The 22337-nt window shown below is 74.0% G+C and carries 18 protein-coding genes; 13 read left to right on the top strand and 5 right to left on the bottom strand.

The window, feature by feature from the left end; all coding sequences use genetic code 11:
• Positions 1-114: 114 nt before the first annotated feature.
• From AS857_RS10115 to AS857_RS10090, 6 genes are all read left to right on the top strand, one after another.
• The gene (locus tag AS857_RS10115) at positions 115-1422 is read left to right on the top strand and encodes an ABC transporter substrate-binding protein (RefSeq protein WP_058042780.1); all 1308 of its coding nucleotides are present in this window, start codon (positions 115-117) and stop codon (positions 1420-1422) included.
• Positions 1419-2354: a carbohydrate ABC transporter permease gene (locus AS857_RS10110; protein ID WP_058044046.1), complete on the top strand. Its 936-nt coding sequence runs from the start codon at positions 1419-1421 to the stop codon at positions 2352-2354. Before AS857_RS10115 ends, AS857_RS10110 begins: the two co-directional genes overlap by 4 nt.
• On the top strand, positions 2351-3181 hold the full coding sequence (locus AS857_RS10105; RefSeq protein ID WP_058042779.1) for a carbohydrate ABC transporter permease: 831 nt from the start codon (positions 2351-2353) through the stop codon (positions 3179-3181). Before AS857_RS10110 ends, AS857_RS10105 begins: the two co-directional genes overlap by 4 nt.
• 107 nt (positions 3182-3288) lie before the next feature.
• Positions 3289-4548, top strand: coding sequence for a glycoside hydrolase 5 family protein (locus AS857_RS10100; protein ID WP_058042778.1), 1260 nt, complete (start codon positions 3289-3291; stop codon positions 4546-4548).
• An 86-nt stretch (positions 4549-4634) separates the two neighbouring features.
• Positions 4635-6686 (top strand): endo-beta-N-acetylglucosaminidase, encoded by a 2052-nt coding sequence (locus tag AS857_RS10095; RefSeq protein WP_058042777.1) that lies wholly within the window; start codon positions 4635-4637, stop codon positions 6684-6686.
• 13 nt (positions 6687-6699) lie between these two features.
• Positions 6700-9723 (top strand): alpha-mannosidase, encoded by a 3024-nt coding sequence (locus AS857_RS10090; protein WP_058042776.1) that lies wholly within the window; start codon positions 6700-6702, stop codon positions 9721-9723.
• Here AS857_RS10090 and AS857_RS10085 read toward each other — a convergent pair.
• Entirely contained in the window at positions 9720-10808 is a 1089-nt protein-coding gene (locus tag AS857_RS10085) for an alpha/beta hydrolase (RefSeq protein WP_058042775.1), read from the bottom strand. The genes AS857_RS10090 and AS857_RS10085 overlap by 4 nt on opposite strands.
• A 49-nt stretch (positions 10809-10857) precedes the next feature.
• On the opposite strand from AS857_RS10085, the gene AS857_RS10080 reads away from it, so the two are divergent.
• From AS857_RS10080 to AS857_RS10070, 3 genes are all read left to right on the top strand, one after another.
• Positions 10858-11442, top strand: a complete 585-nt coding sequence (locus AS857_RS10080) for a DUF1697 domain-containing protein (protein WP_063804218.1) — start codon at positions 10858-10860, stop codon at positions 11440-11442.
• 134 nt (positions 11443-11576) lie between these two features.
• A complete protein-coding gene (locus AS857_RS10075) occupies positions 11577-14303 on the top strand; it encodes an alpha/beta fold hydrolase (RefSeq protein WP_058042773.1) in 2727 nt (908 codons plus the stop codon).
• 5 nt (positions 14304-14308) lie between these two features.
• The gene (locus AS857_RS10070) at positions 14309-15172 is read left to right on the top strand and encodes an ABC transporter permease (protein ID WP_058042772.1); all 864 of its coding nucleotides are present in this window, start codon (positions 14309-14311) and stop codon (positions 15170-15172) included.
• Positions 15173-15224: 52 nt separating this feature from the next.
• Here the strand turns inward: AS857_RS10070 and AS857_RS10065 are convergent, their stop codons facing one another.
• A complete protein-coding gene (locus tag AS857_RS10065) occupies positions 15225-16139 on the bottom strand; it encodes an SDR family oxidoreductase (protein WP_058042771.1) in 915 nt (304 codons plus the stop codon).
• Positions 16136-16969 (bottom strand): SDR family oxidoreductase, encoded by an 834-nt coding sequence (locus AS857_RS10060; protein ID WP_079110211.1) that lies wholly within the window; start codon positions 16967-16969, stop codon positions 16136-16138. Before AS857_RS10060 ends, AS857_RS10065 begins: the two co-directional genes overlap by 4 nt.
• A gap of 90 nt (positions 16970-17059) precedes the next feature.
• On the opposite strand from AS857_RS10060, the gene AS857_RS10055 reads away from it, so the two are divergent.
• From AS857_RS10055 to AS857_RS10040, 4 genes are read left to right on the top strand one after another with little or no spacing between them, the layout of a single operon-like run.
• Positions 17060-17845, top strand: coding sequence for an enoyl-CoA hydratase family protein (locus tag AS857_RS10055; protein ID WP_058042770.1), 786 nt, complete (start codon positions 17060-17062; stop codon positions 17843-17845).
• A 14-nt stretch (positions 17846-17859) separates the two neighbouring features.
• Entirely contained in the window at positions 17860-18708 is an 849-nt protein-coding gene (locus AS857_RS10050) for a CoA transferase subunit A (protein WP_058044044.1), read from the top strand.
• Positions 18705-19475 (top strand): CoA-transferase subunit beta, encoded by a 771-nt coding sequence (locus AS857_RS10045; RefSeq protein ID WP_058042769.1) that lies wholly within the window; start codon positions 18705-18707, stop codon positions 19473-19475. The genes AS857_RS10050 and AS857_RS10045 overlap by 4 nt, the downstream gene beginning before the upstream one ends.
• Positions 19472-20530: an NAD(P)H-dependent flavin oxidoreductase gene (locus AS857_RS10040; protein WP_058042768.1), complete on the top strand. Its 1059-nt coding sequence runs from the start codon at positions 19472-19474 to the stop codon at positions 20528-20530. The genes AS857_RS10045 and AS857_RS10040 overlap by 4 nt, the downstream gene beginning before the upstream one ends.
• Positions 20531-20533: 3 nt before the next feature.
• On the opposite strand, the gene AS857_RS10035 is transcribed toward AS857_RS10040, so the two are convergent.
• Both AS857_RS10035 and AS857_RS10030 read right to left on the bottom strand, forming a co-directional pair.
• Complete coding sequence (locus AS857_RS10035) at positions 20534-21691, bottom strand: acetyl-CoA C-acetyltransferase (protein ID WP_058042767.1); 1158 nt, start codon at positions 21689-21691, stop codon at positions 20534-20536.
• Between the two features lie 21 nt (positions 21692-21712).
• Entirely contained in the window at positions 21713-22327 is a 615-nt protein-coding gene (locus AS857_RS10030; protein WP_058044043.1) for a TetR/AcrR family transcriptional regulator, read from the bottom strand.
• Between the last annotated feature and the right edge of the window lie 10 nt (positions 22328-22337).

Below are 22337 nucleotides of genomic sequence, written 5' to 3'. Positions count from 1 at the left end.
AGTATTGACTAACTCCCGTTCCGGGTGCACCTTTTGGACCGCTGCCACTGCCGACTTCCTTGCTGCTGCCCCCCCGCACCGTCACCTCCTCTCGACCGAAGGAGTTCGCCGGCCATGCCGATACGCCGTGGAGCCCTCGCCGCGACCGTTCCGCTGCTCGTGTCCGCCCTCACGCTGACCGCCTGCGGCTCGGGCGGATCCGGCTCCGGATCCGGGGAGGGCGGCGGCGCGGACGGGAAGCCCGAGGGCGACATCACCTTTCAGACCTGGAATCTGCGCAGCAATTTCAAGGACTACTTCACCGGCCTGGTGGCGGAATTCGAGAAGGCGCACCCGGGCGTCCGGGTCAAATGGCTGGACCAGCCGGCCGACAACTACGCGGACAAGCTCGGGGCGGACGCCGCCGCCGGGACCCTGCCGGACGTCGTCAACGTCTCCCCCGATCTGTCGTACCCGCTGGCCAAGGCCGGTCTGCTGATGAACCTCGACAAGGAGGCGGCCGCCGCGAAGTTCAAGGGCGAGTACACCCCGGAGGCCTGGCAGGGAAATGTGCTGCCGGGACTGGACGGCTCGTACTCCTTCCCCTGGTACCTCAACACCGGACCGCTGTTCTACAACAAGGCCCTCTTCCGGCAGTCCGGCCTCGACCCCGAAAAGCCCCCGAAGACCTACGACGAGCTGTTCGCGGCGGCGCGGACCATCGCGGAGCGCTCGGGCGGGAAGACGGCGACGCTCGGGGGCACCCCCGCCGTCGAGGACTTCGGCCGCTACGGCGTGAAGCTCATGAACGACGACGCGACCCGGTTCACGTACAACGAACCCAAGGGCGTGGAACTGCTCACCGCGTACAAGAACCTCTACGAGCGCGGCGGCCTCGATCCGCAGGCGCTGACCAACACGCCGGACAAGACGGGGCAGAAGTTCCTGGAGCAGAAGGTCGCCATGAATCCGGGCAGCGCCCACGACCTCGAGAACTTCAAGAAGAGCGCCCCCGGCCTCTACCGCAACCTCGGCATCACCGACGCGCCCAACAACACCGGAAAGCCCAACATGTACGTGATGGGCCTCGGTATCAACAGCCGCAGCAAGCACAAGGCCGCGGCCGTCGCGTTCGCGCACTTCGTGACCGACAGGAAGAACCAGGAGGCCTTCGCCCACAAGGTCGCCGTCTTCCCCAGCACCAAGGGATCTCTGGACGACCCGTACTGGACGAAGGACGACGGCACCGACGAGGGCAGGGTGCGGGTGGCCTCCGCGAAGATGCTGAAGGGGGCGGTGAATTACACACCGGTCGTGCTCAGCGAGGAGATGAAGACCGTCCTCAAGAACGAGGTCGCCAAGGCGCTCCAGGGAAAGAAGTCGCCCCGGCAGGCTCTGGACGACGCGGCCGCGCAGAGCAACAAGCTGCTCAAGCAGGGCTGACGGGCGTGAAGCGGGTGCGTACGCACCGGGCGGCCAGCCCCTGGCTCTTCCTGCTGCCCGGCCTCGGGACCGTCGCCGCCTTCAACCTCTACCCCTTCCTCACCACGCTCCACAAGGCGTTCACGGACGCCCGTACGCTGACCCCCGGCAGCTGGGTGGGGCTGCGCAACTTCCGGGAGCTGCTGGAGGACGAGCAGTTCTGGGTGGCCCTGCGCAACAGCGGGCTCTACGTCGTCCTCGTCGTGCCCTTCACCGTGCTGCTGCCGCTGCTGCTCGCGCTCCTGGTGCAGAAGCGGATCCCGGGCGTCGCGTTCTTCCGGTCCGCCTTCTACACCCCGGTCGTGGCCTCCGTCGTCGTGGTGGCCCTGATCTGGGAATGGATGCTCGACGACCGCGGCCTGGTCAACGCCATCCTGCGGGTCCTCGGGGCCGGGTCGGTCTCCTTCCTCGGCGACGAGTGGCTGCTGCTGTTCAGCGCGATGGCGCTGACGGTCTGGAAGGGACTCGGCTACTACATGATCATCTATCTGGCGGCGCTGGCGAACGTGCCGCGCGAGCTGCACGAGGCGGCGGCCGTCGACGGCGCAGGCCCCCTGCGCCGCTTCACGGCCGTCACCGTGCCCGCCGTGCGCTCCACGATGGTGCTGGTCGGCGCCCTGTCGTCGGTCGCCGCCTTCAAGGTCTTCTCCGAGGTCTACCTGCTGGCCGGGCCCACCGGCGGTCCGGCCGGCCAGGACACCACCCTCGTCATGCTCCTCCAGCGCACCGGAACGGGGCTCAACGGGCGCGTCGGCTACTCCTCCGCGATCTCCCTGATCGTCTTCGCCGTCGCCCTGGTGCTGATGCTGCTCGTCCTGCGCGCCGACCGGAGGGACGGACAGGGCCCGCAGGACGCGCGAGGCGGACGGGACCCGAAGGGCAGGCAGGCGTGAACCGCGCGACGCCCTGGGAGAAGGCCGTGCGCTACGTGCTGCTCCTCGCCGTCCTGGCCCTCACCGTCGGCCCGTTCCTCTGGCAGCTCTCGACCTCCCTCAAGAGCACCACCGAGGACATCTACACCTCCCCTCCGCGCTTCCTGCCGGCGCATCCGACCGGCCACAACTACGCCGAGGTCGCGGACATCGTCCCCGTGTGGGACTACGCCCTCAACTCCCTCAAGGTCGCCGCCGCGAACGTCCTCACCAACCTCGCCGGCGCCTCCATGGCCGGCTACGCCCTGGCCCGGCTGCGGTTCCGCGGCCGCCGGGCGGCGGGGCTGGCCTTCGTCGCGGCCGTGCTGGTGCCCCTGGAGTCCGTCGTCATCGCCCAGTTCACGATGATGCGCGACCTGGAGCTCAACAACACGCTCGTCGCCGTCGTCCTGCCCGGGGCGGTCGGCGCGCTCAACGTGCTGCTGATGCGCAACGCCTTCGCCGCCCTGCCCTACGAGACCGAGGAGGCGGCCGTCATCGACGGGGCGAACGTCTGGCAGCGCTTCGTGCGCGTCGCGCTGCCCTCGGTGAAGGGGACGCTCGCCGTCGTCGCGATCTTCTCCTTCATGGGGGCGTGGGACGACTTCCTGTGGCCGCTGATCGTCCTGTCCGACCCCGACCGCTTCACCCTGACCATCGGCCTGAACTACCTGCACGGCACCTTCCAGCAGGACCCGCGGCTCGTCGCCGCCGGCACCGTCATCGCCGTCGCCCCGCTCGTCGTGATGTTCGTCTGCCTCCAGCGGTACTTCTTCCGCGGCGTCGAGGAGGGCGCCGTCAAGGGCTGATCTCCCGCCCCGCCACCCCTGCTGCCGCCACCGCCCGGAGGGTCACCCACCGCCCGAAGGGGCATCCAGAGCCCGAAAGGCACTCACAGAAGGGACACCCGCGCCCCATGCGCTTCGGCGTCAACTACACCCCGGCCCGCGGCTGGTTCCACCACTGGCTCGACTTCGACCTGGACGACGTCCGCGCCGACCTGGACTCCGTGGCCGCGCTCGGCCTCGACCACATCCGCGTCTTCCCCCTCTGGCCCCTCTTCCAGCCCAACCGCACCCTGATCCGCCCGCGCGCCGTCGAGCAGCTCGTCCAGCTGGTGGACGCGGCCGGGGAGCGCGGGCTCGACGTCAACGTCGACGGGCTGCAGGGGCACCTGTCCAGCTTCGACTTCATCCCGTCCTGGACCACGACCTGGCACCGCCGCAACCTCTTCACCGACCCCGACGTGGTCGACGCCCAGGCACGCCTCCTCACCGAACTGGCGGCCGCCCTCGCCGACCGGCCCCACTTCCTCGGCATGACCGTCGGCAACGAGGTCAACCAGTTCTCCGGACCGCCCCACCCCGACCCCGACCGGATCCGGCCCCGTGACGCCGGCGGCTGGCTGCGGCGCATGCTCGCCGCGTGCGAGGAGGGGGCCCCGGGCAGGACCCACCTGCACGCCTCGTACGACGCCGCCTTCCACGACGGAGCGCACCCCTTCACCCCGGCGCACTCGGCACGGCTCGGCGCCATGACCGCCGTGCACTCCTGGGTGTTCAACGGCACCGCGCAGCGGCACGGCCCCGGTGACGTCGCCGAGCGCCACGCCGCCTACCTCGTCGAGCTCTCCAAGGCGTGGGCGGACGACGCGGCGCGCCCCGTCTGGCTGCAGGAGGTGGGGGCGCCCGCCCCGCACGTTCCGCCCGGCCGCGCCGCCGCCTTCACCGAGGCGACCGTCCGTCACGTCCTGGACTGCCCCGGCGTGTGGGGGATCACCTGGTGGTGCTCCCACGACGTCGACCGGGCGCTGGCCGACTTCCCCGAGCTGGAGTACGGGCTGGGGCTGCTCACCAACGACCGCGAGGTCAAGCCCGCCGGGGAGGCGTTCGCCCGCCTCGCCCGGGAGCACGGGAGCGGCGGGCCGTCCGGGTCGCCCGAGCCGCCCCTGCTGCCCGCGCCGCGACGGACCGCCCTGGTCCTGGACGCCGGGGACGTCGAGGACGCGCCGGGGCGGGCGGTGTGCGCGCCGGGCGGCGCGTTCTTCGAGGCGTGGATGCGGGTCGCCTCCGGCGGGGGGCGGCCGGCGGTGGTGCTGGCCCAACGGGCCGGTGACGCTGCGCATCTGGCTGCGCGGGGCGTCACGGAAGTGATCGCGGTCGATCAGGTGCCCTAAGGCTGCGCCGCCGCCACATGAACCGGGCTCCGCCCCGGACCCCGGTCCTCGAACGCCGGACGGGCTTGAATTCTGGAGGAGCCACCATGAATGTCACGCGCAGGAGAGCCCTCGCCGCCGGCGCCGGCGGCCTCGCGGCCGTCGCCCTGTCCGGCGGTCGAGCGACGGCGGCCCCTGCCCCTCCCCCCGCCCTCCAGCCGTACGCCTCCTACTGGTTCCCCGACAGCCTGCCGGCCGGTTCGCCCGAGCCGGGGGTGGTCTGGCGGAGCCTGGCCGCCTGGGAGCCGGAGGAGGATCCCGACCTGCCGTTCAACCGGGCGTCCGTGCCGCTCGCCGCCCGTTTCGCTCCCCCGCCGCCCAACGGCACCGCCCGCGCCGGGCAGGCCCGCGTCAGCGCGCTCGCCGCCTTCGCCACCACCTCGGGCAACCCCTCGCAGGGCGCGCCGACCGCCGACTACTACGCCCTCACCAACTGGGCCTACCTCGACGAACTGGTCTTCTGGGGCGGCTCCTCGGGCGAGGGGCTGATCCTGGCGCCCAACGCGCCGGTCGTGGACGCCGCCCACCGCAACGGCGTGCCCGTCCTCGGCACGGTGTTCCTGCCGCCCGCGGCCTACGGAGGACAGCTGCGGTGGACGCGGGACCTGGTGCGGCGCGGACCGGACGGCGGCTTCCCGCTGGCCGACCGGCTGATCCGGGTGGCCCGGGCGTACGGCTTCGACGGCTGGTTCGTCAACGCCGAGACCGACGGGGGCGATGCGCGGCTCGGCGCGGACATGCGCGACTTCATCGCGTACCTGCAGGGGCACGGCGCGGGCCTGCGGGTCACCTGGTACGACGCGATGGCCGTCTCCGGCGGCATCGACTGGCAGAACCGGCTCAACGAGCACAACGCCCCCTTCTTCCAGGCGGCCGGCTCGATGTTCCTGAACTTCAACTGGGACCGCTCCGGGCTCGTCTCCTCCGCCGGCCTCGCGCGCCGGATGGGGCGCAGCCCGTACGACCTGTGGGCGGGGATCGACGTGGAGGCCCGCGGCTGGGACACGCCGGTGGACTGGGACGCGGTCGTCCCGGCGGCGGGCCCGCACGTCACCTCGTACGGCTTCTACCGTCCCGAGTGGACGTGGAAGAGCCTGCCCGCCGGAGGGCGCGGCCCGGCCGCCTTCCACGCGCGCGACGACCGCTTCTGGTCCGGGCAGGGCCTCGACCCGTCCGCGCCGGAGGCGGGGCCGTGGCGGCCACCGGCCGCGTCGGTCGCGGACCGGTCCACGCTCACCGCGCTCCCGTTCGCCACGACCTTCAACACCGGGCACGGCCTGGGCTGGTACGAGAAGGGCCGGCGGACGGGCGACTCCGCGTGGAACCACCTGGGGCTGCAGGACCGGCTGCCCGGCCGGCGCTGGACGGTCCGCACGGAGGGCCCGCGGCCGGAGGTCGGCTTCGACTTCGCCGACGCCTGGCGGGGCGGCAGCAGCCTGCTCGTCGACGGCAGGCTCGCCGGCTCTGCGACGGTCGAGCTGTACGCGGCACGGCTGCCGTTCCCGGACTCCACGGTCGTCGAGCTGGCCCAGCGCACGGACCCCGGCTCGGCGGCGGTCCGCGTCGAGCTGGCGGTCGCCGTGGACGACGAGCCGTACGCCTTCCTGCCGGCCGGCGCGTTCCGCGCGGGCGGCCGCGGCTGGACCACGGTCACCGTCCGTGCCGGGGCGAAGCTGCGCGGCCGCAAGGGGCGGACGATCCGCTCGCTCGGCATCCGGCTCACCGCCGCGGACGGCGGTGCGGTGCGCTGGCGCCTGGGCGGGCTGGCGGTGCGCGCCGCCGCCCCGGCGGCACCCGCCCGGCCGGCGCACGCCGCGATCACCGCGGCGCGGGTGGGCGCCGACGGCACGGCCGGGCTGCGTCTGGCCTGGGGAGCCCCCGCCGGAAGCGGCCACCGCACCGTCCCCGTACGCCAGTACGAGGTGCGCCAGGCCCTGCCCGGCGGGCGCTTCCGCTTCCTCGGCGGCACCTGCGGGCATGCCTACTACGTCCCGGCGCTGCGTCGTACGGACGGCGAGGCGGCCACCCGCATCGAGGTGCGCGCCGTGGACGAGCTGTACAGCGTCTCCGCCCCCGCTCCCGTCACCTTTCGCTGGTAAGGAATCCGACCTGATGCACAACGACCGCACCATCACCGAAGCCCGGCTGAAGCGCGTGCTGGACGAGCGCATCCGGCCGGCCGTGTACCCCGAGTCGGTGCCGCTGTCCGTCACCGTCTGGAACGCGCCCGGCGAGCCCGTCCCGGTGGCCGAGGGGATCGCCGCCGGGGGCGTGCCGATCGAGGCCGGCGCGGCGTGGGGGCCGCCGTGGGGCACGAGCTGGTTCACCGTCGCGGGCAGCGTGCCGCGGCACTGGGCGGGCCGTACGGTCGAGGCGCTGCTCGACCTGGGGTTCGACGAGAACATGCCGGGCTTCCAGTGCGAGGGGCTCGTCCACCGGCCGGACGGCTCGCCCGTGAAGGGCCTGAACCCGCGCAACCAGTGGGTCCGCATCGCCGACCGGGCGGTGGGCGGCGAGGAGGTGCTGCTGCACGTCGAGGCGTCGTCCAACCCCGTCATCCTCGACTACCACCCGTTCGTGCCGACCGAACTGGGCGACCGGGAGACGGCGGACGGCGAGCCGCGCTACCGGCTGGCGCGCATGGACCTCGCGGTCTTCGACCGGACGGTGTGGGAGCTGGTCCAGGACCTGGAGGTGCTGGAGGGTCTGATGACCGAGCTGCCGGTGGAGTCGCCGCGCCGCTGGGAGATCCTGCGGGCGGTCGAGCGCGCGCTGGACGCGGTCGACCTGCAGGACGTCGGCGGTACGGCGGCCGCGGCGCGCGAGCGGCTCGCGGCCGTCCTGTCCGCCCCCGCGCACGCCTCCGCGCACCGGATCAGCGCGGTGGGCCACGCGCACATCGACTCGGCGTGGCTGTGGCCGCTCCGCGAGACGGTGCGCAAGGTCGCCCGCACGACGTCGAACATGACCGCGCTGCTGGAGGACGAGCCGGAGTTCGTCTACGCCATGTCGCAGGCCCAGCAGTTCGCGTGGATCAAGGAGCACCGGCCGGAGGTGTACGCGCGCGTGAAGAAGGCCGTCGCGGACGGCCGGTTCGTGCCGGTGGGCGGCATGTGGGTGGAGTCGGACACGAACATGCCGGGGTCGGAGGCGCTGGCCCGGCAGTTCGTGCACGGCAAGCGCTTCTTCCTGGAGGAGTTCGGGATCGAGACGGAGGAGGTGTGGCTGCCGGACTCCTTCGGCTACTCCGCCGCACTGCCGCAGCTGGTGAGGCTGGCGGGGGCCAAGTGGTTCCTGACGCAGAAGATCTCGTGGAGCCAGGCGAACAAGTTCCCGCACCACACGTTCTGGTGGGAGGGCCTGGACGGCACCCGCGTCTTCACTCACTTCCCGCCGATCGACACCTACAACGCCCAGCTCTCGGGCCGGGAGCTCGCGCACGCCGTCCGCAACTTCCAGGAGAAGGGCGGGGCCACCCGCTCCCTCGCGCCGACGGGGTGGGGCGACGGGGGCGGCGGCACCACGCGCGAGATGCTGGCGCGGGCGAAGCGGCTGGCGGACCTGGAGGGCTCGGCGCGGGTGGTCTTCGAGAAGCCCTCGGCGTTCTTCGAGAAGGCGCACGCGGAGTACGGCGACGCGCCGGTGTGGGTGGGCGAGCTGTATCTGGAGCTGCACCGGGCGACCCTGACCAGCCAGGCCCGCACCAAGCAGGGCAACCGGCGCAGCGAGCACCTGCTGTACGAGGCAGAGCTGTGGGCGGCGACGGCGGCCGTGCGGACGGGCTTCCCGTATCCGCACGAGGCGCTGGACCGGATCTGGAAGACGGTGCTGCTGCACCAGTTCCACGACATCCTGCCGGGCACGTCGATCGCGTGGGTGCACCGGGAGGCGGCGGCGACGTACGCGGCGGTGGCGGCGGAGCTGGAGGAGATCGTCGCGGGTGCACTGGCGGCGCTGGCGGGCGACGGGGCGGGCGGCGGGGCGGTGGTGTTCAATGCGGCGCCGCACGGGCGGGGCGGTGTTCCCGCGCAGGCCGCCGTTCACGGCGGTTCCTTCGCACCCGCACCGCCGGCGGTCCGGCAGCGCGAGGGTGGCGGCTTCGTCCTGGAGAACACCTGGCTGCGGGCCGAGGTCGACCGGCGCGGGCTCGTGGTGTCCGTGTACGACCGCGAGGCGGAGCGGGAGACGATCGCGCCGGGAGCGGCGGCCAATCTGCTGCAACTGCACCAGGACTTCCCGAACATGTGGGACGCCTGGGACGTGGACCACTTCTACCGGAACACGGTGACCGACCTGACGGACGCCGAGTCGGTGGAGCTCGCCGATGACGGGACGGCGGTGCGCGTGGTGCGCACTTTCGGCTCCTCGCGCGTCGAGCAGCGGATCGCCCTCCCGGCGGGCGCACGGCGCCTGGACGTCGAGACGGAGGTCGACTGGCACGAGACGGAGAAGTTCCTCAAGGCGGCCTTCCCGCTCGACCTGCACGCCGACCGTACGGCGGCGGAGACCCAGTTCGGGCACCTGTACCGGCCCACGCACACCAACACCAGCTGGGACGCCGCCAAGTTCGAGGCGTGCGCGCACCGCTTCGTGCACCTGGAGGAGCCGGGCTGGGGCGTGGCGGTCGTCAACGACGCGACGTACGGCTACGACGTGACGCGGACGGTCCGCCCGGAGGACACGGGCACGACCACGACGGTCCGGCTGTCTCTCCTGCGGGCCCCGCGCTTCCCGGACCCGCGCACCGACCAGGGGGTGCACCGCTTCCGGTACGCGCTGGTGCCGAACGCGTCGATCGGCGACGCCGTCCGCGAGGGGTACCGCATCAACCTGCCGGAGCGGCGGGTGCCGGGAAGCTCGGGCGTGCGGCCTCTGGTGCACGTCGACGACGAGGCGGTCGTCGTCTCCGCGGTCAAGCTCGCGGACGACGGAAGCGGAGACGTCGTCGTCCGCCTGTACGAGTCACTGGGCGGCCGGGCCCGGGCCCTCCTGAAGACGGGTTTCCCCCTGGCCTCGGCCTCCGTGTGCGACCTGCTGGAGCGGCCGCAGGCCACGGCGGCGACGGGCGGCGACGTCGTCCCGCTGGCACTGCGGCCGTTCCAGGTCCTCACCCTGCGGCTGGAGCGGCGCGGCTAGGCGCCTACGGCGTGCATCAGCATCGGGAAGGAGGCGACGAGCTCCCGCTCCCAGTACGGCCACGTGTGGGTGCCTTCGGAGGCGCACACCGTGGCCGGGATGCGGAGTTCGGCGAGGCGGGCCCGGAGCTGCCCGTTCATGCCGAAGATCGCGCGTTCGACGGCCTCGTCGCCGTGTGCCGCCGGGTCGGTGCAGCGGGCCGGGGAGGGCGGTGGTCCGCCCCACTGCCAGCCCGTCCCGCTGTCGGTGCCGTTTCCGTAGGAAACGTAGAGGGGCGTCCCTGCGAGGGAGGCGGCCTGGTGCAGGGGGCTGTGCCGTTCCCAGATGCTCCGCTGGCGCACGTCGGCGGGGTCGCCGGTGTCGAAGGGATATCCGGGCTCCCCCCACACGCGCTTCCAGTCGGCGAGGCAGGAGATGCCGCCGAGCTTGACCGCGTCGGGCCCGTTGAAGCCGCCGTCGGGCGACTTGTACAGCATGTTGACGCCGCCGCTGTAGGAGGCGGCCGCCTTGAACATGCCCGGGTGCGCGGCGGCGAACTTCAGCGCGCCCTGGCCGCCCATGGACAGACCCGCGACGGCCGCCCGGTCCGTACCGGCGCGGTAGGCACGCTCCAGGAGCGGCCTGAGCTCGCCGAGCAGATAGGTCTCCCAGGCGGGAGCGCCGCCCCTGCCGTAGTTCCACCAGTCGCTGTAGCCGCTGCAGCCGCTGGTCTCCGGCATGACGACGATGACGTCCCGCCCGGCGGCGAGCTCCTCGACATGCGTGTTGCCGGTCCAGTCCTTGTGGTTCCCGCCACCGCCGTGCAGCAGCCACAGCGTGGGCCACGTGCGCTGCGCGTTCCGGTCCCAGCCGGCGGGGAGCAGCAGCCGTACCCATCTGGTGTGCGTCAGTCCGTCGATCCGGGGCGACCGGACGGCCACGTCGAGCATCCGGTCGCCGGTCCGTACTTCCTGGACGACTTCGGCCGGATCGTCCGCGGCGCGGGCCGTACCCGCGCCACCGGCGCCGGGGACCTGAATCCCCAGCAGAGTCAGGATCAGCGCGAGCACCGTCAATGCCCCGCGCGTGCGTGCCTTGTCCACCATGTGACGCCCCCTCACCCTCGGTGATGTCCGTCCACACTACGGTGAGGGTGTGACAACGTATGTGGCGCTGCTGCGCGGTATCAATGTGGGCGGCAAGAAGCGTGTTCCCATGCAGACCCTGCGGGAGCTGCTGTCCGGTATGGGCTGCGGCTCCGTCCGTACGCATCTCAACAGCGGCAACGCCGTGTTCACCCACCCGAGCGCGGGCCCGGAGGAGCTGGCCCGCGGGCTCGAGCAGGCGATCGAGCGCGAGCTGGGCTTCCCGGTGGCGTGCATGGTGCGGGACGTGGGTGACATGCGCCGCGTCGTTGACGCCGATCCGTTCGCCGGACGGGATGTCGACCCCGCGCGGTTCGTGGTGACGTTCCTGGCCGCCCCCGCCGACCCGGCGGCCGTCGCGGACCTGGACCCGGCGGCGTACGCGCCGGAGGAGTTCGTCCTGGCCGGGCGCGAGCTGTACGTGTACTACGCGGAGGGGATCCGGGACGCGAAGCTCGCGAAGGTGCTGACGGAGCGGCGCCTGGGCACGGCGGGCACCGGGCGCAACTGGAACACGGTCACCAAGCTGGCCGCCATGGCGCAGGAGACGGAGAAGGAAGCGGGGGCGGAGGCGGGGGAGGCGTCCGGGGAGTGACTCCGGCGTGACGGCCCCGCCGCGACCGGACAGCGGCTCCGGACAGCGGCTCGGGCAGCGGCTTCCGGCCCGCGACCGGACGGTGAATCCGGCCCCCGGCCCAGCCGGACGAGGTCTCCGCTTAGCATGCGGGCATGAAGCTGCGTATTCCCCGCCTGCGCGGGCGACGGCTCGTCGCCACCGCCGCCGCGGCCGTCGTGCTCGCCGGCGGCGGCACCTGGGCCGTGGCCTCCGGGGCCGGGGGCGATCCGCCCGTGCACCGCGAGGACCGCTTCATGACGGTGCCGGAGGCGCCGGGCGCGAGCGGTTCGGTACGGATCGACACGTCGTTCTTCACCGCGGGCGGGGAGGGCCGCAGGCCCGCCGTCCTGCTCGCGCACGGCTTCGGCGGCAGCAAGGACGACCTGCGCGGCCAGGCCCAGGACCTGGCGCGCTCCGGCTACGCGGTGCTCACGTGGTCCGCGCGCGGCTTCGGTCGCTCCACGGGCCGGATCGGGCTGAACGACCCGGACCGCGAGGTCGCCGACGTGAGCCGGCTGATCGACTGGCTCGCCGCGCGCCCCGAGGTCGAGCTGGACGGGGACAAGGACCCCACGGTCGGCATAGCGGGCGGCTCGTACGGCGGCGCGGTCGCGCTGCTGGCGGCCGGTCACGACAAGCGCGTCGACGCGATCGCCCCGCAGGTCACGTACTGGAACCTCGCCGACGCCCTCTTCCCGGAGGGGGTGTTCAAGAAACTCTGGGCCGGGATCTTCTTCACCTCCGGCTCGGCGGCGGCCCCGGGGCCCGCTGCAGGCGGCAAGGCCGCCGCGGCTCCGCGCAGCGCGCCGCCGGCTCCCTCCGGGCCGCTCGGCTGCGGGCGGTTCGAGAAGCAGCTGTGCGAGATGTACGAACGGGTGGCCGTGGCCGGCAAGCCCGACGCGCAGGCGCGGGAGCTGCTGGAGCGCCGCAGCCCCGCCGCGGTCGCCGGCCGCATCAAGGTGCCCGCGCTGCTCGTCCAGGGCCAGACCGACTCGCTCTTCCCGCTGGACCAGTCCGACGCGGCGGCGCGGGCGATCGGCCGCAACGGCGCGCCCGTCGCGGTCGACTGGGTCGCAGGGGGCCACGACTCCGGCTTCGGTGAGGCCGACCGGACGGCGCTGCGCACGCGCGCGTGGTTCGACCGTTACCTCAAGGACGACGACAGCGCGTCCACCGGACCCGCCTTCCGGGTCAGCAGGACGGGCGGGATCGACACCACCGACGGCAAGGCGCAGCTGCGCGGTGCGAGCGGCAGCAGCTATCCGGGTCTGCACAACGACCCGCGGACGGTCGAGCTGTCCGGGCGGAGGCAGTCCTTCGCCAACCCGCCGGGGGCGGCGCCCCCGGCGATCTCCGCCGTGCCCGGGGTCGGGGGCGCGGTGTCGCAGCTGTCCGGGTTCGGGCTGGGGTTGTCGCTCGACTTCCCCGGACAGCACGCCCGGTTCGAGTCGGCGCGCCTGACCGAGGGCGTCCGGGTGACGGGCTCCCCGACGGCGAAGGTCAAGGTCGCCTCCGACACGGGCGAAGCTGTGCTGTTCGCCAAGGTGTACGACGTCGGCCCGAACGGGCAGCAGGTGCTGCCCGCGCAGCTCGTCGCGCCGGTACGGGTCGAGGACGCCAAGGCCGGGCGGACGGTGGAGCTGAAGCTCCCGGCGATCGACCACACCTTCGAGTCCGGCCACCGGATGCGGCTCGTGATCGCCTCGACCGACCTCGGCTACGCCTCGCCGGCCGCGCCCGCCACGTACTCCGTCTCCCTGGAGGGCGGGCTGAGCGTGCCGACGGCGCCCGAGGTGCGGACGGCTTCGGGCGCGCTGCCCTGGTGGACGTGGGGCCTGCCGCTGGGCGGTGTGCTCGTCGCGGCCGCCGTGCTGCTCACCGGGCGGCGGCGGGTGACCGCTCCGGCGCCGGACCCGGCCCTCGCCGGAGTGCCGCTGCAGATCACCGGTCTGAGCAAGCGGTACGCCAAGTCCGCCGACCGGTACGCCGTGCGGGAGCTGTCCTTCCGCGTCGAACGCGGGCAGGTCCTCGGTCTGCTGGGGCCGAACGGCGCGGGCAAGACCACGACGCTGCGCATGCTCATGGGGCTCATCCGCCCCGACGCGGGCGAGGTGCGGGTCTTCGGGCACGCGGTGCGGCCGGGTGCGCCCGTGCTGTCGCGGGTCGGGGCGTTCGTGGAGGGCGCGGGCTTCCTGCCGCACCTGTCCGGCCGCGCCAACCTCGACCTGTACTGGCAGGCGACGGGCCGGCCGGCCGGGGACGCGCACATCGAGGAGGCCCTGGAGATCGCGGGGCTGGGCCCGGCGCTGGAGCGCGCCGTGCGCACGTACTCGCAGGGCATGCGGCAGCGGCTCGCCATCGCCCAGGCCATGCTGGGGCTGCCGGACCTGCTGATCCTGGACGAACCGACGAACGGGCTGGACCCGCCGCAGATCCGGGAGATGCGCGAGGTGATGATCCGCTACGCGGCCGCCGGCCGTACCGTCATCGTCTCCAGCCACCTCCTCTCCGAGGTCGAGCAGAGCTGCACGCACCTGGTCGTCATGGACCGGGGCCGGCTGGTGACCGCCGGCCCGGTCGGGGACATCGTCGGCTCGGGCGACACGCTGCTGGTCGGCATCGAGGGCGAGGTGTCGGAGGTGACGGCGGACAAGGTGGCCGCGCTGCCGGGGGTGGCCTCGGCGGTACGGGCCGAGGAGGGCCTGCTGGTCCGGCTGGACGGCGCGAGCGCGCCGCAACTGCTGGCCGAGCTGGTCCGGCTGGAGATCCCGGTGGCGAGCGTGGGTCCGCACCGCCGCCTGGAGGACGCGTTCCTGACCCTGATCGGAGGCACGTCGTGAGCGCAGTGGGGCACGTGGAGAAGGCGGCCGAGTCCGCTCCCGGCTACCGGGCGCGGCACACGCTGCCGCTGCGCGTCGAGGCGATGCGGCAGCTGCGGCGGCGCCGGACGCTGGTGGTCGGGGCGGTGCTCGCGGTCCTGCCGTTCGTGCTGATCGCGGCGTTCGCGATCGGAGGGCAGCCGAGCGGGCGGAACGGGCGGGTGACGCTCATCGACACCGCCACGGCCTCCGGGGCGAACTTCACCGCGACGTGCCTGTTCGTCTCGGCGGGCTTCCTGCTCGTGGTGCCGGTCGCGCTGTTCTGCGGCGACACGGTGGCGTCCGAGGCCGGCTGGTCCTCGCTGCGCTACCTGCTCGCGGCACCGGTGCCGCGGACCCGGCTGCTGGTCAGCAAGCTGACGGTGGCGCTGGCGTTCAGCGCGGCGGCGATGGTGCTGCTGCCGGTGGTGGCCCTGGCGGCGGGCACGGCCGCGTACGGCTGGGGGCCGCTGCAGATCCCGACGGGCGGCTCGCTGCCGGGCACCACCGCCGTGGGGCGGCTCGCGATCGTCGTGGCCTTCGTCTTCGTCGGTCAGCTGGTGACGGCCGGGCTGGCGTTCTGGCTGTCGACGGTCACGGACGCGCCGCTGGGCGCGGTGGGCGGTGCGGTCGGCCTGACGATCGTCGGCAACGTCCTGGACGCCGTGACGGCGCTGGGCCACTGGCGGGACTTCCTGCCGGCGCACTGGCAGTTCGCGTGGGCGGACGCGTTGCAGCCGCGGCTGGAGTGGGGCGGGATGATCAAGGGGACGGCGGTGTCGGTGGCGTACGCGCTGGTCCTGTTCGCCCTGGCGTTCCGCCACTTCCGGGGGAAGGACGTGGTGTCGTAGCCGGGGCTTCCGCCCCGGCCGGGCTCCCCGGCGGCGGGGGAAGCCGGGTTCCTCACGAGCCGTCGCACATGCCCGGATGCCCCACTCCGTAGACCGCCCCCGGCACCCGCGCCCCCGCCAGCAGCCCCCGGACCGCCTCCCCCGCCTCCTTCGGGGTCCAGCGGTCGCCCTTGTCGGTGACGGGGCCCGGGTGCCAGCCCTCCATGACGGTGATGCGGCCCGCCTCCGCGGCGAAGACCTGGCCGGTGACGCCGGCCGAGTGGGCCGAGCCGAGCCAGACCACGAGCGGGGAGACGTTGGCGGGGGCCATGGCGTCGAAGCCGTGTTCCGGCGCGGCCATCGTCGCGGCGAAGGTCCGCTCGGTCATCCGGGTGCGGGCGGCGGGGGCGACGGCGTTGGCCTGGACGCCGTAGCGGGCCAGTTCGGCGGCGGCGACGAGGGTCAGGGCGACGATGCCGGCCTTCGCGGCGGCGTAGTTGGCCTGCCCGACGCTGCCGAGCAGCCCGGCCCCCGACGTGGTGTTGACGATGCGGGCCTGCGGCGTGCGTCCGGCCTTGTGCTCGGCCCGCCAGTGCGCGGCGGCGTGCCGCAGCGGCAGGAAGTGGCCTTTGAGGTGGACGGCGACGACGGCATCCCAGTCGTCCTCGCCGAGGTTGACGAGCATCCGGTCGCGCAGGATGCCCGCGTTGTTGACGAGCGTGTCGAGCCGGCCGTAGGCGTCGAGGGCGGTGGCGACGAGGGCCGCCGCGCCTTCGTCCGTGGAGACGTCGCCGCTGTGCACGACGGCTTCGCCGCCCCGCTCCCGGATCTCATCGACGACGCGCCTCGCCTTGCCCGCCGAGGTCCCCGGCAGTTCGTTCACGACGACCCGTGCGCCTTCGGCCGCGAGGGCGAGGGCGTGTGCCCGGCCCAGGCCGCGGCCGGCGCCGGTGACGGCGGCGACGCGTCCGGCGCAGATTCCGGTCATGTCGGGGGCTCCTCGTGGTCGTGATTGACGGTGGCGGCGGCAAGGAAGGCGGGCCGTTCGCCGCCGCCGTGGACGAGCAGGTCGGCGCCGGTGATGTGGGCGGCGTCGGCGGAGGCCAGGAAGACGGCGGCGGCGCCGACCTCGCCGGGCTCGGCGAGCCGCCCCGCGGGCACGGTGCGGGCGACGGCGGCGAGGCCGTCGGCGTCCCCGTAGTGGAGGTGTGCGGATTCGGTGCGCACCATGCCGAGGACGAGGGTGTTGACGCGGACGGCGGGGGCCCATTCGACGGCCATGGTGCGGGCGAGGCTGTGCAGTCCGGCCTTGGCGGCGCCGTAGGCGGCGGTGCCCGGCGAGGGGCGGGTGCCGCTCACGCTGCCGACCATCAGGATGCAGCCGCCGTCCGGCCGTGCGCGCAGCAGGGGGTACGCGGCGAGCGACGCGGTCAGCGGTGCGACGAGGTTGAGGGCGATGACGCGCGCGTGGCGTTCCGCGCCGGCCGCGTCGAGCAGCCGGAAGGGCGTGCCGCCCGCGTTGTTCACGAGGACGTCGAGGCGCCCGTACTCGTGGGCCACCTGTTCGAAGAGGGCGGTGACGGCGGCCGGGTCGCGCAGGTCCGCGGGCAGGTGGCGGGCGGTGCGCCCGGCGGCCGTGACGGGCCGGTCCGGCGGGCGGCGGGCGCAGACGACGACGTGCGCGCCGGTTCGCAGGAAGGCCCGGGCGATCCCCGCCCCCACGCCGCGCGTGCCGCCGGTGACGACGACGGTGCGAGCCCCTTGGGGCTTCGGCCCCGCCTCCGTACCGCCCCGCCCCGCCTCCGTACCGTCCGGCATCGCGCCACCTCCCGCGGCGGGTCGTCCGCTGCTACCGTGAACGAGCGTGCTGCCTAACAAACGTTTGGTGGAAAGGTAGCGGATCCTCCGATGAGTGTCTTCACCTCACGCCCCGAACCGGCCGTCGCCGTCGTCACCGTGGACTTCCCGCCCGTCAACGCCCTGCCCGTGCAGGGCTGGTACGACCTGGCGGGAGCGGTCGGCGCAGCCGGCGCCGACCCCGCGGTCCGCTGTGTCGTGCTGACCGCCGCCGGGCGCGGCTTCAACGCCGGCGTGGACCTCAAGGAGATCCGGGACTCCCCCGGCCACGAGGCCCTGATCGGCGCCAACCACGCCTGCGCGGCGGCCTTCTCCGCGGTCTACGACTGCCAGGTACCGGTGATCGCCGCCGTGCACGGCTTCTGCCTGGGCGGGGGCGTCGGCCTGGTCGGCAACGCCGACGCCGTCGTCGCCTCCGAGGACGCCGCGTTCGGCCTGCCCGAGCTGGACCGGGGCGCGCTCGGCGCCGCCACGCACCTGGCCCGGCTCGTCCCGCAGCACCTGATGCGCACGCTCTACTTCACCTCGCGCACGGTCACCGCGCAGGAGCTGCACCGGCACGGATCCGTCTGGCGCGTCGTGCCGCGCGACGGGCTCCGCGTGGCCGCCCTGGAGCTGGCCGGGGAGATCGCCGCCAAGGACGGGTCGCTGCTGCGCCTGGCGAAGGCCGCGCTCAACGGCATCGACCCGGTGGACGTGCACCGCAGCTACCGCTACGAGCAGGGCTTCACCTTCGAGGCCGGCCTGTGCGGCGTCGGCGACCGCCTCCGCGAGGCGTTCGGCTCCGGCGGCGGCCGCGGCGACCGGAAGGAACGGGAGGGGCGGGAGGAACCGTGAACGGCGACAAGACGATGACCGCCGACGAGGCGGTGGCGCACCTGGAGAGCGGGATGACCGTCGGCATCGGCGGCTGGGGCTCCCGGCGCAAGCCGATGGCCCTCGTCAGGGCCCTGCTGCGCTCGGACGTCCGCGACCTGACCGTGGTCTCCTACGGCGGCCCGGACGTCGGCCTGCTGGTGGCCGCGGGCCGGGTCCGCAAGCTCGTCGCGGCCTTCGCGACGCTCGACTCGATCCCGCTCGAACCGCACTTCCGCGCCGCCCGCCAGCGCGGGGACGTCGAACTCGTCGAGCTGGACGAGGCGATGTTCATGTGGGGGCTGACGGCCGCGGCGCACCGGCTGCCGTTCCTGCCGGTACGGGCGGGCCTCGGCTCGGACGTCATGACCGTCAACCCCTGTCTGCGCACGGTGACGTCGCCGTACGAGGACGGGGAGGAGCTCGTCGCCGTCCCGGCGCTCACGCTGGACGCGGCGCTCGTGCACCTCAACCGGGCGGACGCGCGCGGCAACGCCCAGTACCTGGGCCCGGACCCGTACTTCGACGACCTGTTCTGCGAGGCGGCGCGCGAGGCGTACGTCTCCTGCGAACGGCTGGTCGACAGCGCCGGGTTCGCCGAGGGCGGCGGCCCGCAGACGCTGCTCGTGCAGCGCAGCTGCGTCAACGGCGTCATCGAGGCGCCGGGCGGGGCGCACTTCACCTCCTGCGTGCCGGACTACGACCGGGACGAGGCGTTCCAGGCCGCGTACGCCGCGGCGGCGGCGGGCCCGGGGGCCTGGCGGGAGTTCGCCGACCGCTTCCTGTCGGGGGACGAGGACGCCTACCGCGCCGCGGTCGACGACTTCACCGAGGGCGCGGCGTGAGCGGCGGACGCGGCGTGAGCGCCGGGCGCGCCGAGGTGTGCGTCGTGGCGTGCGCGGAGGCGTGGCGCGGCGACGGGGAGGTCCTGGCCAGCCCGATGGGGGTGGTCCCGACGATCGGTGCGCGGCTCGCGCGGCTCACCTTCGCCCCGGACCTGCTGCTCACGGACGGGGAGGCGCTGCTGATGGCCGACGTGCCCGCGCTGGGCGCCAGGCCCCGGGCCGTCGAGGGGTGGCTGCCCTTCCGGCGGCACCTGGCCGTGGTCGCGGGCGGGCGGCGGCACGTGATGATGGGGGCGGCCCAGCTCGACCGGCACGGCAACCAGAACATCTCCTGCGTCGGCGACTGGCACCGGCCCGACCGGCAGCTGCTCGGCGTGCGCGGGGCACCGGCCAACACCCTGAACAACCCGACGAGTTACTGGATCCCGCGGCACTCCCCGCGCGTCCTGGTCGAGAAGGTCGACATGGTCAGCGGTGTCGGCTACGACCGGGCGGCGGCCGCGGGGCCGTCGGCGACGCGCTTCCACCGCATCCCGCGCGTGGTCACCGACCTGGCCGTCCTCGACTTCGAGACGCCGGACCGCACGATGCGGGTGCGCTCCCTGCACCCCGGCGTGACGGCCGCCGAGCTGCAGGCGGCCACCGGGTTCGCCCTGGAGGTCCCCCGGGACGTGCCGCGCACCCGCCCGCCCTCCGCCGAGGAGCTGCGGCTGATCCGTGAGGTCATCGACCCGGACGGGTTGCGCGCGCGGGAGGTACGGGGGTGAGGACGGCCCTGACCGACCTGGTGGGCGTACGGCATCCGCTCGTCCAGACGGGCATGGGCTGGGTGGCGGGCCCGCGTCTGGTGTCGGCCGTGGCGGAGGCGGGCGCCCTCGGCATCCTGGGCTCGGCCACGATGACGCCGGACGGGCTCAGGGCCGCCATCAGGAAGGTGCGCTCCCGCACCGGGCAGCCGTTCGGGGTCAATCTGCGGGCGGACGCGGGCGACGCCCGGGAGCGTGTGGACATCCTGATCGAGGAGGGCGTGCGGGTCGCGTCGTTCGCGCTCGCCCCGTCCCGGGAGCTGATCGCCCGCCTGAAGGACGCCGGGGTCGTCGTCGTCCCGTCGGTGGGGGCGCGGCGGCACGCCGAGAAAGTGGCGGCCTGGGGCGCGGACGCGGTAGTGGTGCAGGGCGCGGAGGGCGGCGGCCATACGGGCGAGGTCGCGACGTCGGTCCTGCTGCCGCAGGTGGTGGACGCGGTGGGCATCCCAGTGGTCGCGGCGGGCGGCTTCCGCGACGGGCGCGGGCTGGTGGCGGCCCTGGCGTTCGGTGCGGCGGGGGTCGCCATGGGCACGCGCTTCCTGCTGACCGCGGACAGCACGGTGCCCGGCGCGGTGAAAGCGGCGTACCTCGCGGCGACGGTGCGGGACGTCACGGTCACGACGAAGGTCGACGGCCTCCCCCACCGAATGCTGCGCACGCCCTTCGTCGCGGGGCTGGAGCGCTCGGGGCGGCTCGGCGGGCTCGTCCGGTCGCTGCGGCACGCGGCCGCTTTCCGGGCGCTGTCGGGGACCGGCTGGGCGGCGATGGTGCGCGACGGCCTGGCGATGCGCCACGGACGCGAGCTGACGTTGAGTCAGGTGCTGATGGCGGCGAACACGCCGGTGCTGCTGCGGGCCGCGATGGTGGACGGCCGCACGGACGTGGGGGTGATGGCCTCGGGGCAGGTCGCCGGTGTCATCGACGACCTGCCCACGTGCGCCGAGCTGGTCGGGCGCGTGATGGCGGAGGCGGAGGAGGTGCTGGCGGCGCTCACGGCGCACGGAGCCGCCCCGTAGCCCTCACAGCCGCTCGATGACCGTCACGTTCGCCTGACCGCCGCCCTCGCACATCGTCTGCAGGCCGTAGCGGCCGCCCGTGCGCTCGAGTTCGTGCAGGAGCGTGGTCATCAGCTTCGCGCCGGTCGCGCCCAGGGGGTGGCCCAGGGCGATGGCGCCGCCGTTGACGTTGACCTTCTCCGGGTCGGCGCCGGTCTCCTGCAGCCAGGCCAGGACGACGGAGGCGAAGGCCTCGTTGATCTCGACGAGGTCGATGTCCGCCATCGTCAGCCCGGCCTTCTTCAGCGCGTGGGCGGTCGCCGGGATGGGCGCCGTCAGCATGCGGACCGGGTCCTCGCCGCGTACGGACAGGTGGTGGACGCGGGCGCGCGGGGTCAGCCCGTGGTCGCGCACGGCGCGCTCGCTCGCGAGCAGCAGGGCCGCCGCCCCGTCGGATATCTGGGAGGAGAGGGCGGCCGTCAGCCGGCCGCCCTCCACCACCGGCTTCAGCGCGGCCATCTTCTCCGGGGAGGTGTCCGGGCGCGGCCCTTCGTCGGCCGTCAGCCCGCCGCAGGGGGCGAGTTCGCGGTCGAAGCGGCCCTCGTCGGCGGCGCGCACCGCCCTTCGGTGCGAGCGCAGCGCGTACTCCTCCATGGCGGTGCGCGTGATGCCCCACTGCCGGGCGATGAGCTCGGCCCCGTGGAACTGGCTGACGGGCCGGTCGCCGTAGCGCGCCCGCCAGCCCTCCGAGCCGGCGAAGGGGCCCTCGGTGAGGCCGAGCGGGACGGCCGCGCGGTGGACGGCGTAGGCGATCGGGATCTGCGACATGTTCTGGACGCCGCCCGCGACGACGAGGTCCTGGGTGCCGGAGAGGACGGCCTGGGCGGCGAAGTGGACGGCCTGCTGGCCGGAGCCGCACTGCCGGTCGACGGTGACGCCGGGGACCTCCTCGGGCAGCCCGGCGGCCAGCCAGCTCGTCCGGGCGATGTCCCCGGCCTGCGGGCCGACGGCGTCGAGGCAGCCGAGGACGACGTCCTCGACGGCGGCCGGGTCGACGCCCGTGCGCGCCATCAGGGCGCGCAGGACGTGCGCGCCGAGGTCGGCGGGGTGGACGGCGGAGAGCCCGCCCCCGCGCCGGCCGACGGGGGTGCGGACCGCTCCGACGATGTAGGCCTCGGGCATGGCTGCTGCTCCTCCAACCGGTCACTCCCGCACGGCGATGCCGTCCAGGACCATCGACAGATACTGGCGGGCGATCTCCTCCGCCGGGAGCCGCCCGCCCGGCCGGTACCAGGACGCGGCGACCCACACGGTGTCGCGCAGGAACCGGTAGGCGAGGCGGGCGTCCAGGTCGGCGCGGAAGGCCCCCTCGGCCGCGCCGCGCTCGATCGTGCCGAGCCACACCTCCTCGAACCTGCGCTGCGACTCGGCGAGGTAGCCGAAGCGCGGCAGGCCGGCGAGGTGCCGCGACTCCTTCTGGTAGATGGCGACGGCGGGGCGGTGCCGGTCGATCTCCCGGAAGGACTCGGCCACCAGGGCCTCCAGGGTCGCGCGGGGCCCGAGCCCGGCGGCGAGCACGGCGTCGTAGCCGGCCCACAGCTCGTCGAGGAAGGCGGAGAGGATCTCGTCCAGCATCGACTCCTTGGAGTCGAAGTGGTAGTAGAGGCTGCCCGCCAGCAGCCCCGCCTCCTCGGCGATCCGGCGCACGGTGGTGGCGTTGTAGCCCTGCGCGGCGAACACCTCGGCGGCGGTCGCGAGGAGCTCTCCGCGCCGCTCGGGCGCGGGCCGCTCGGTGGTGGTCTTCTTGCTGTTCGGCACGGTTCCATTC

Source organism: Streptomyces roseifaciens (assembly GCF_001445655.1).
GTDB lineage: Bacteria > Actinomycetota > Actinomycetes > Streptomycetales > Streptomycetaceae > Streptomyces > Streptomyces aureoversilis.
Note: the sequence above shows the minus strand (reverse complement) of the source record. Positions and strands in the feature narration are given on the sequence as shown.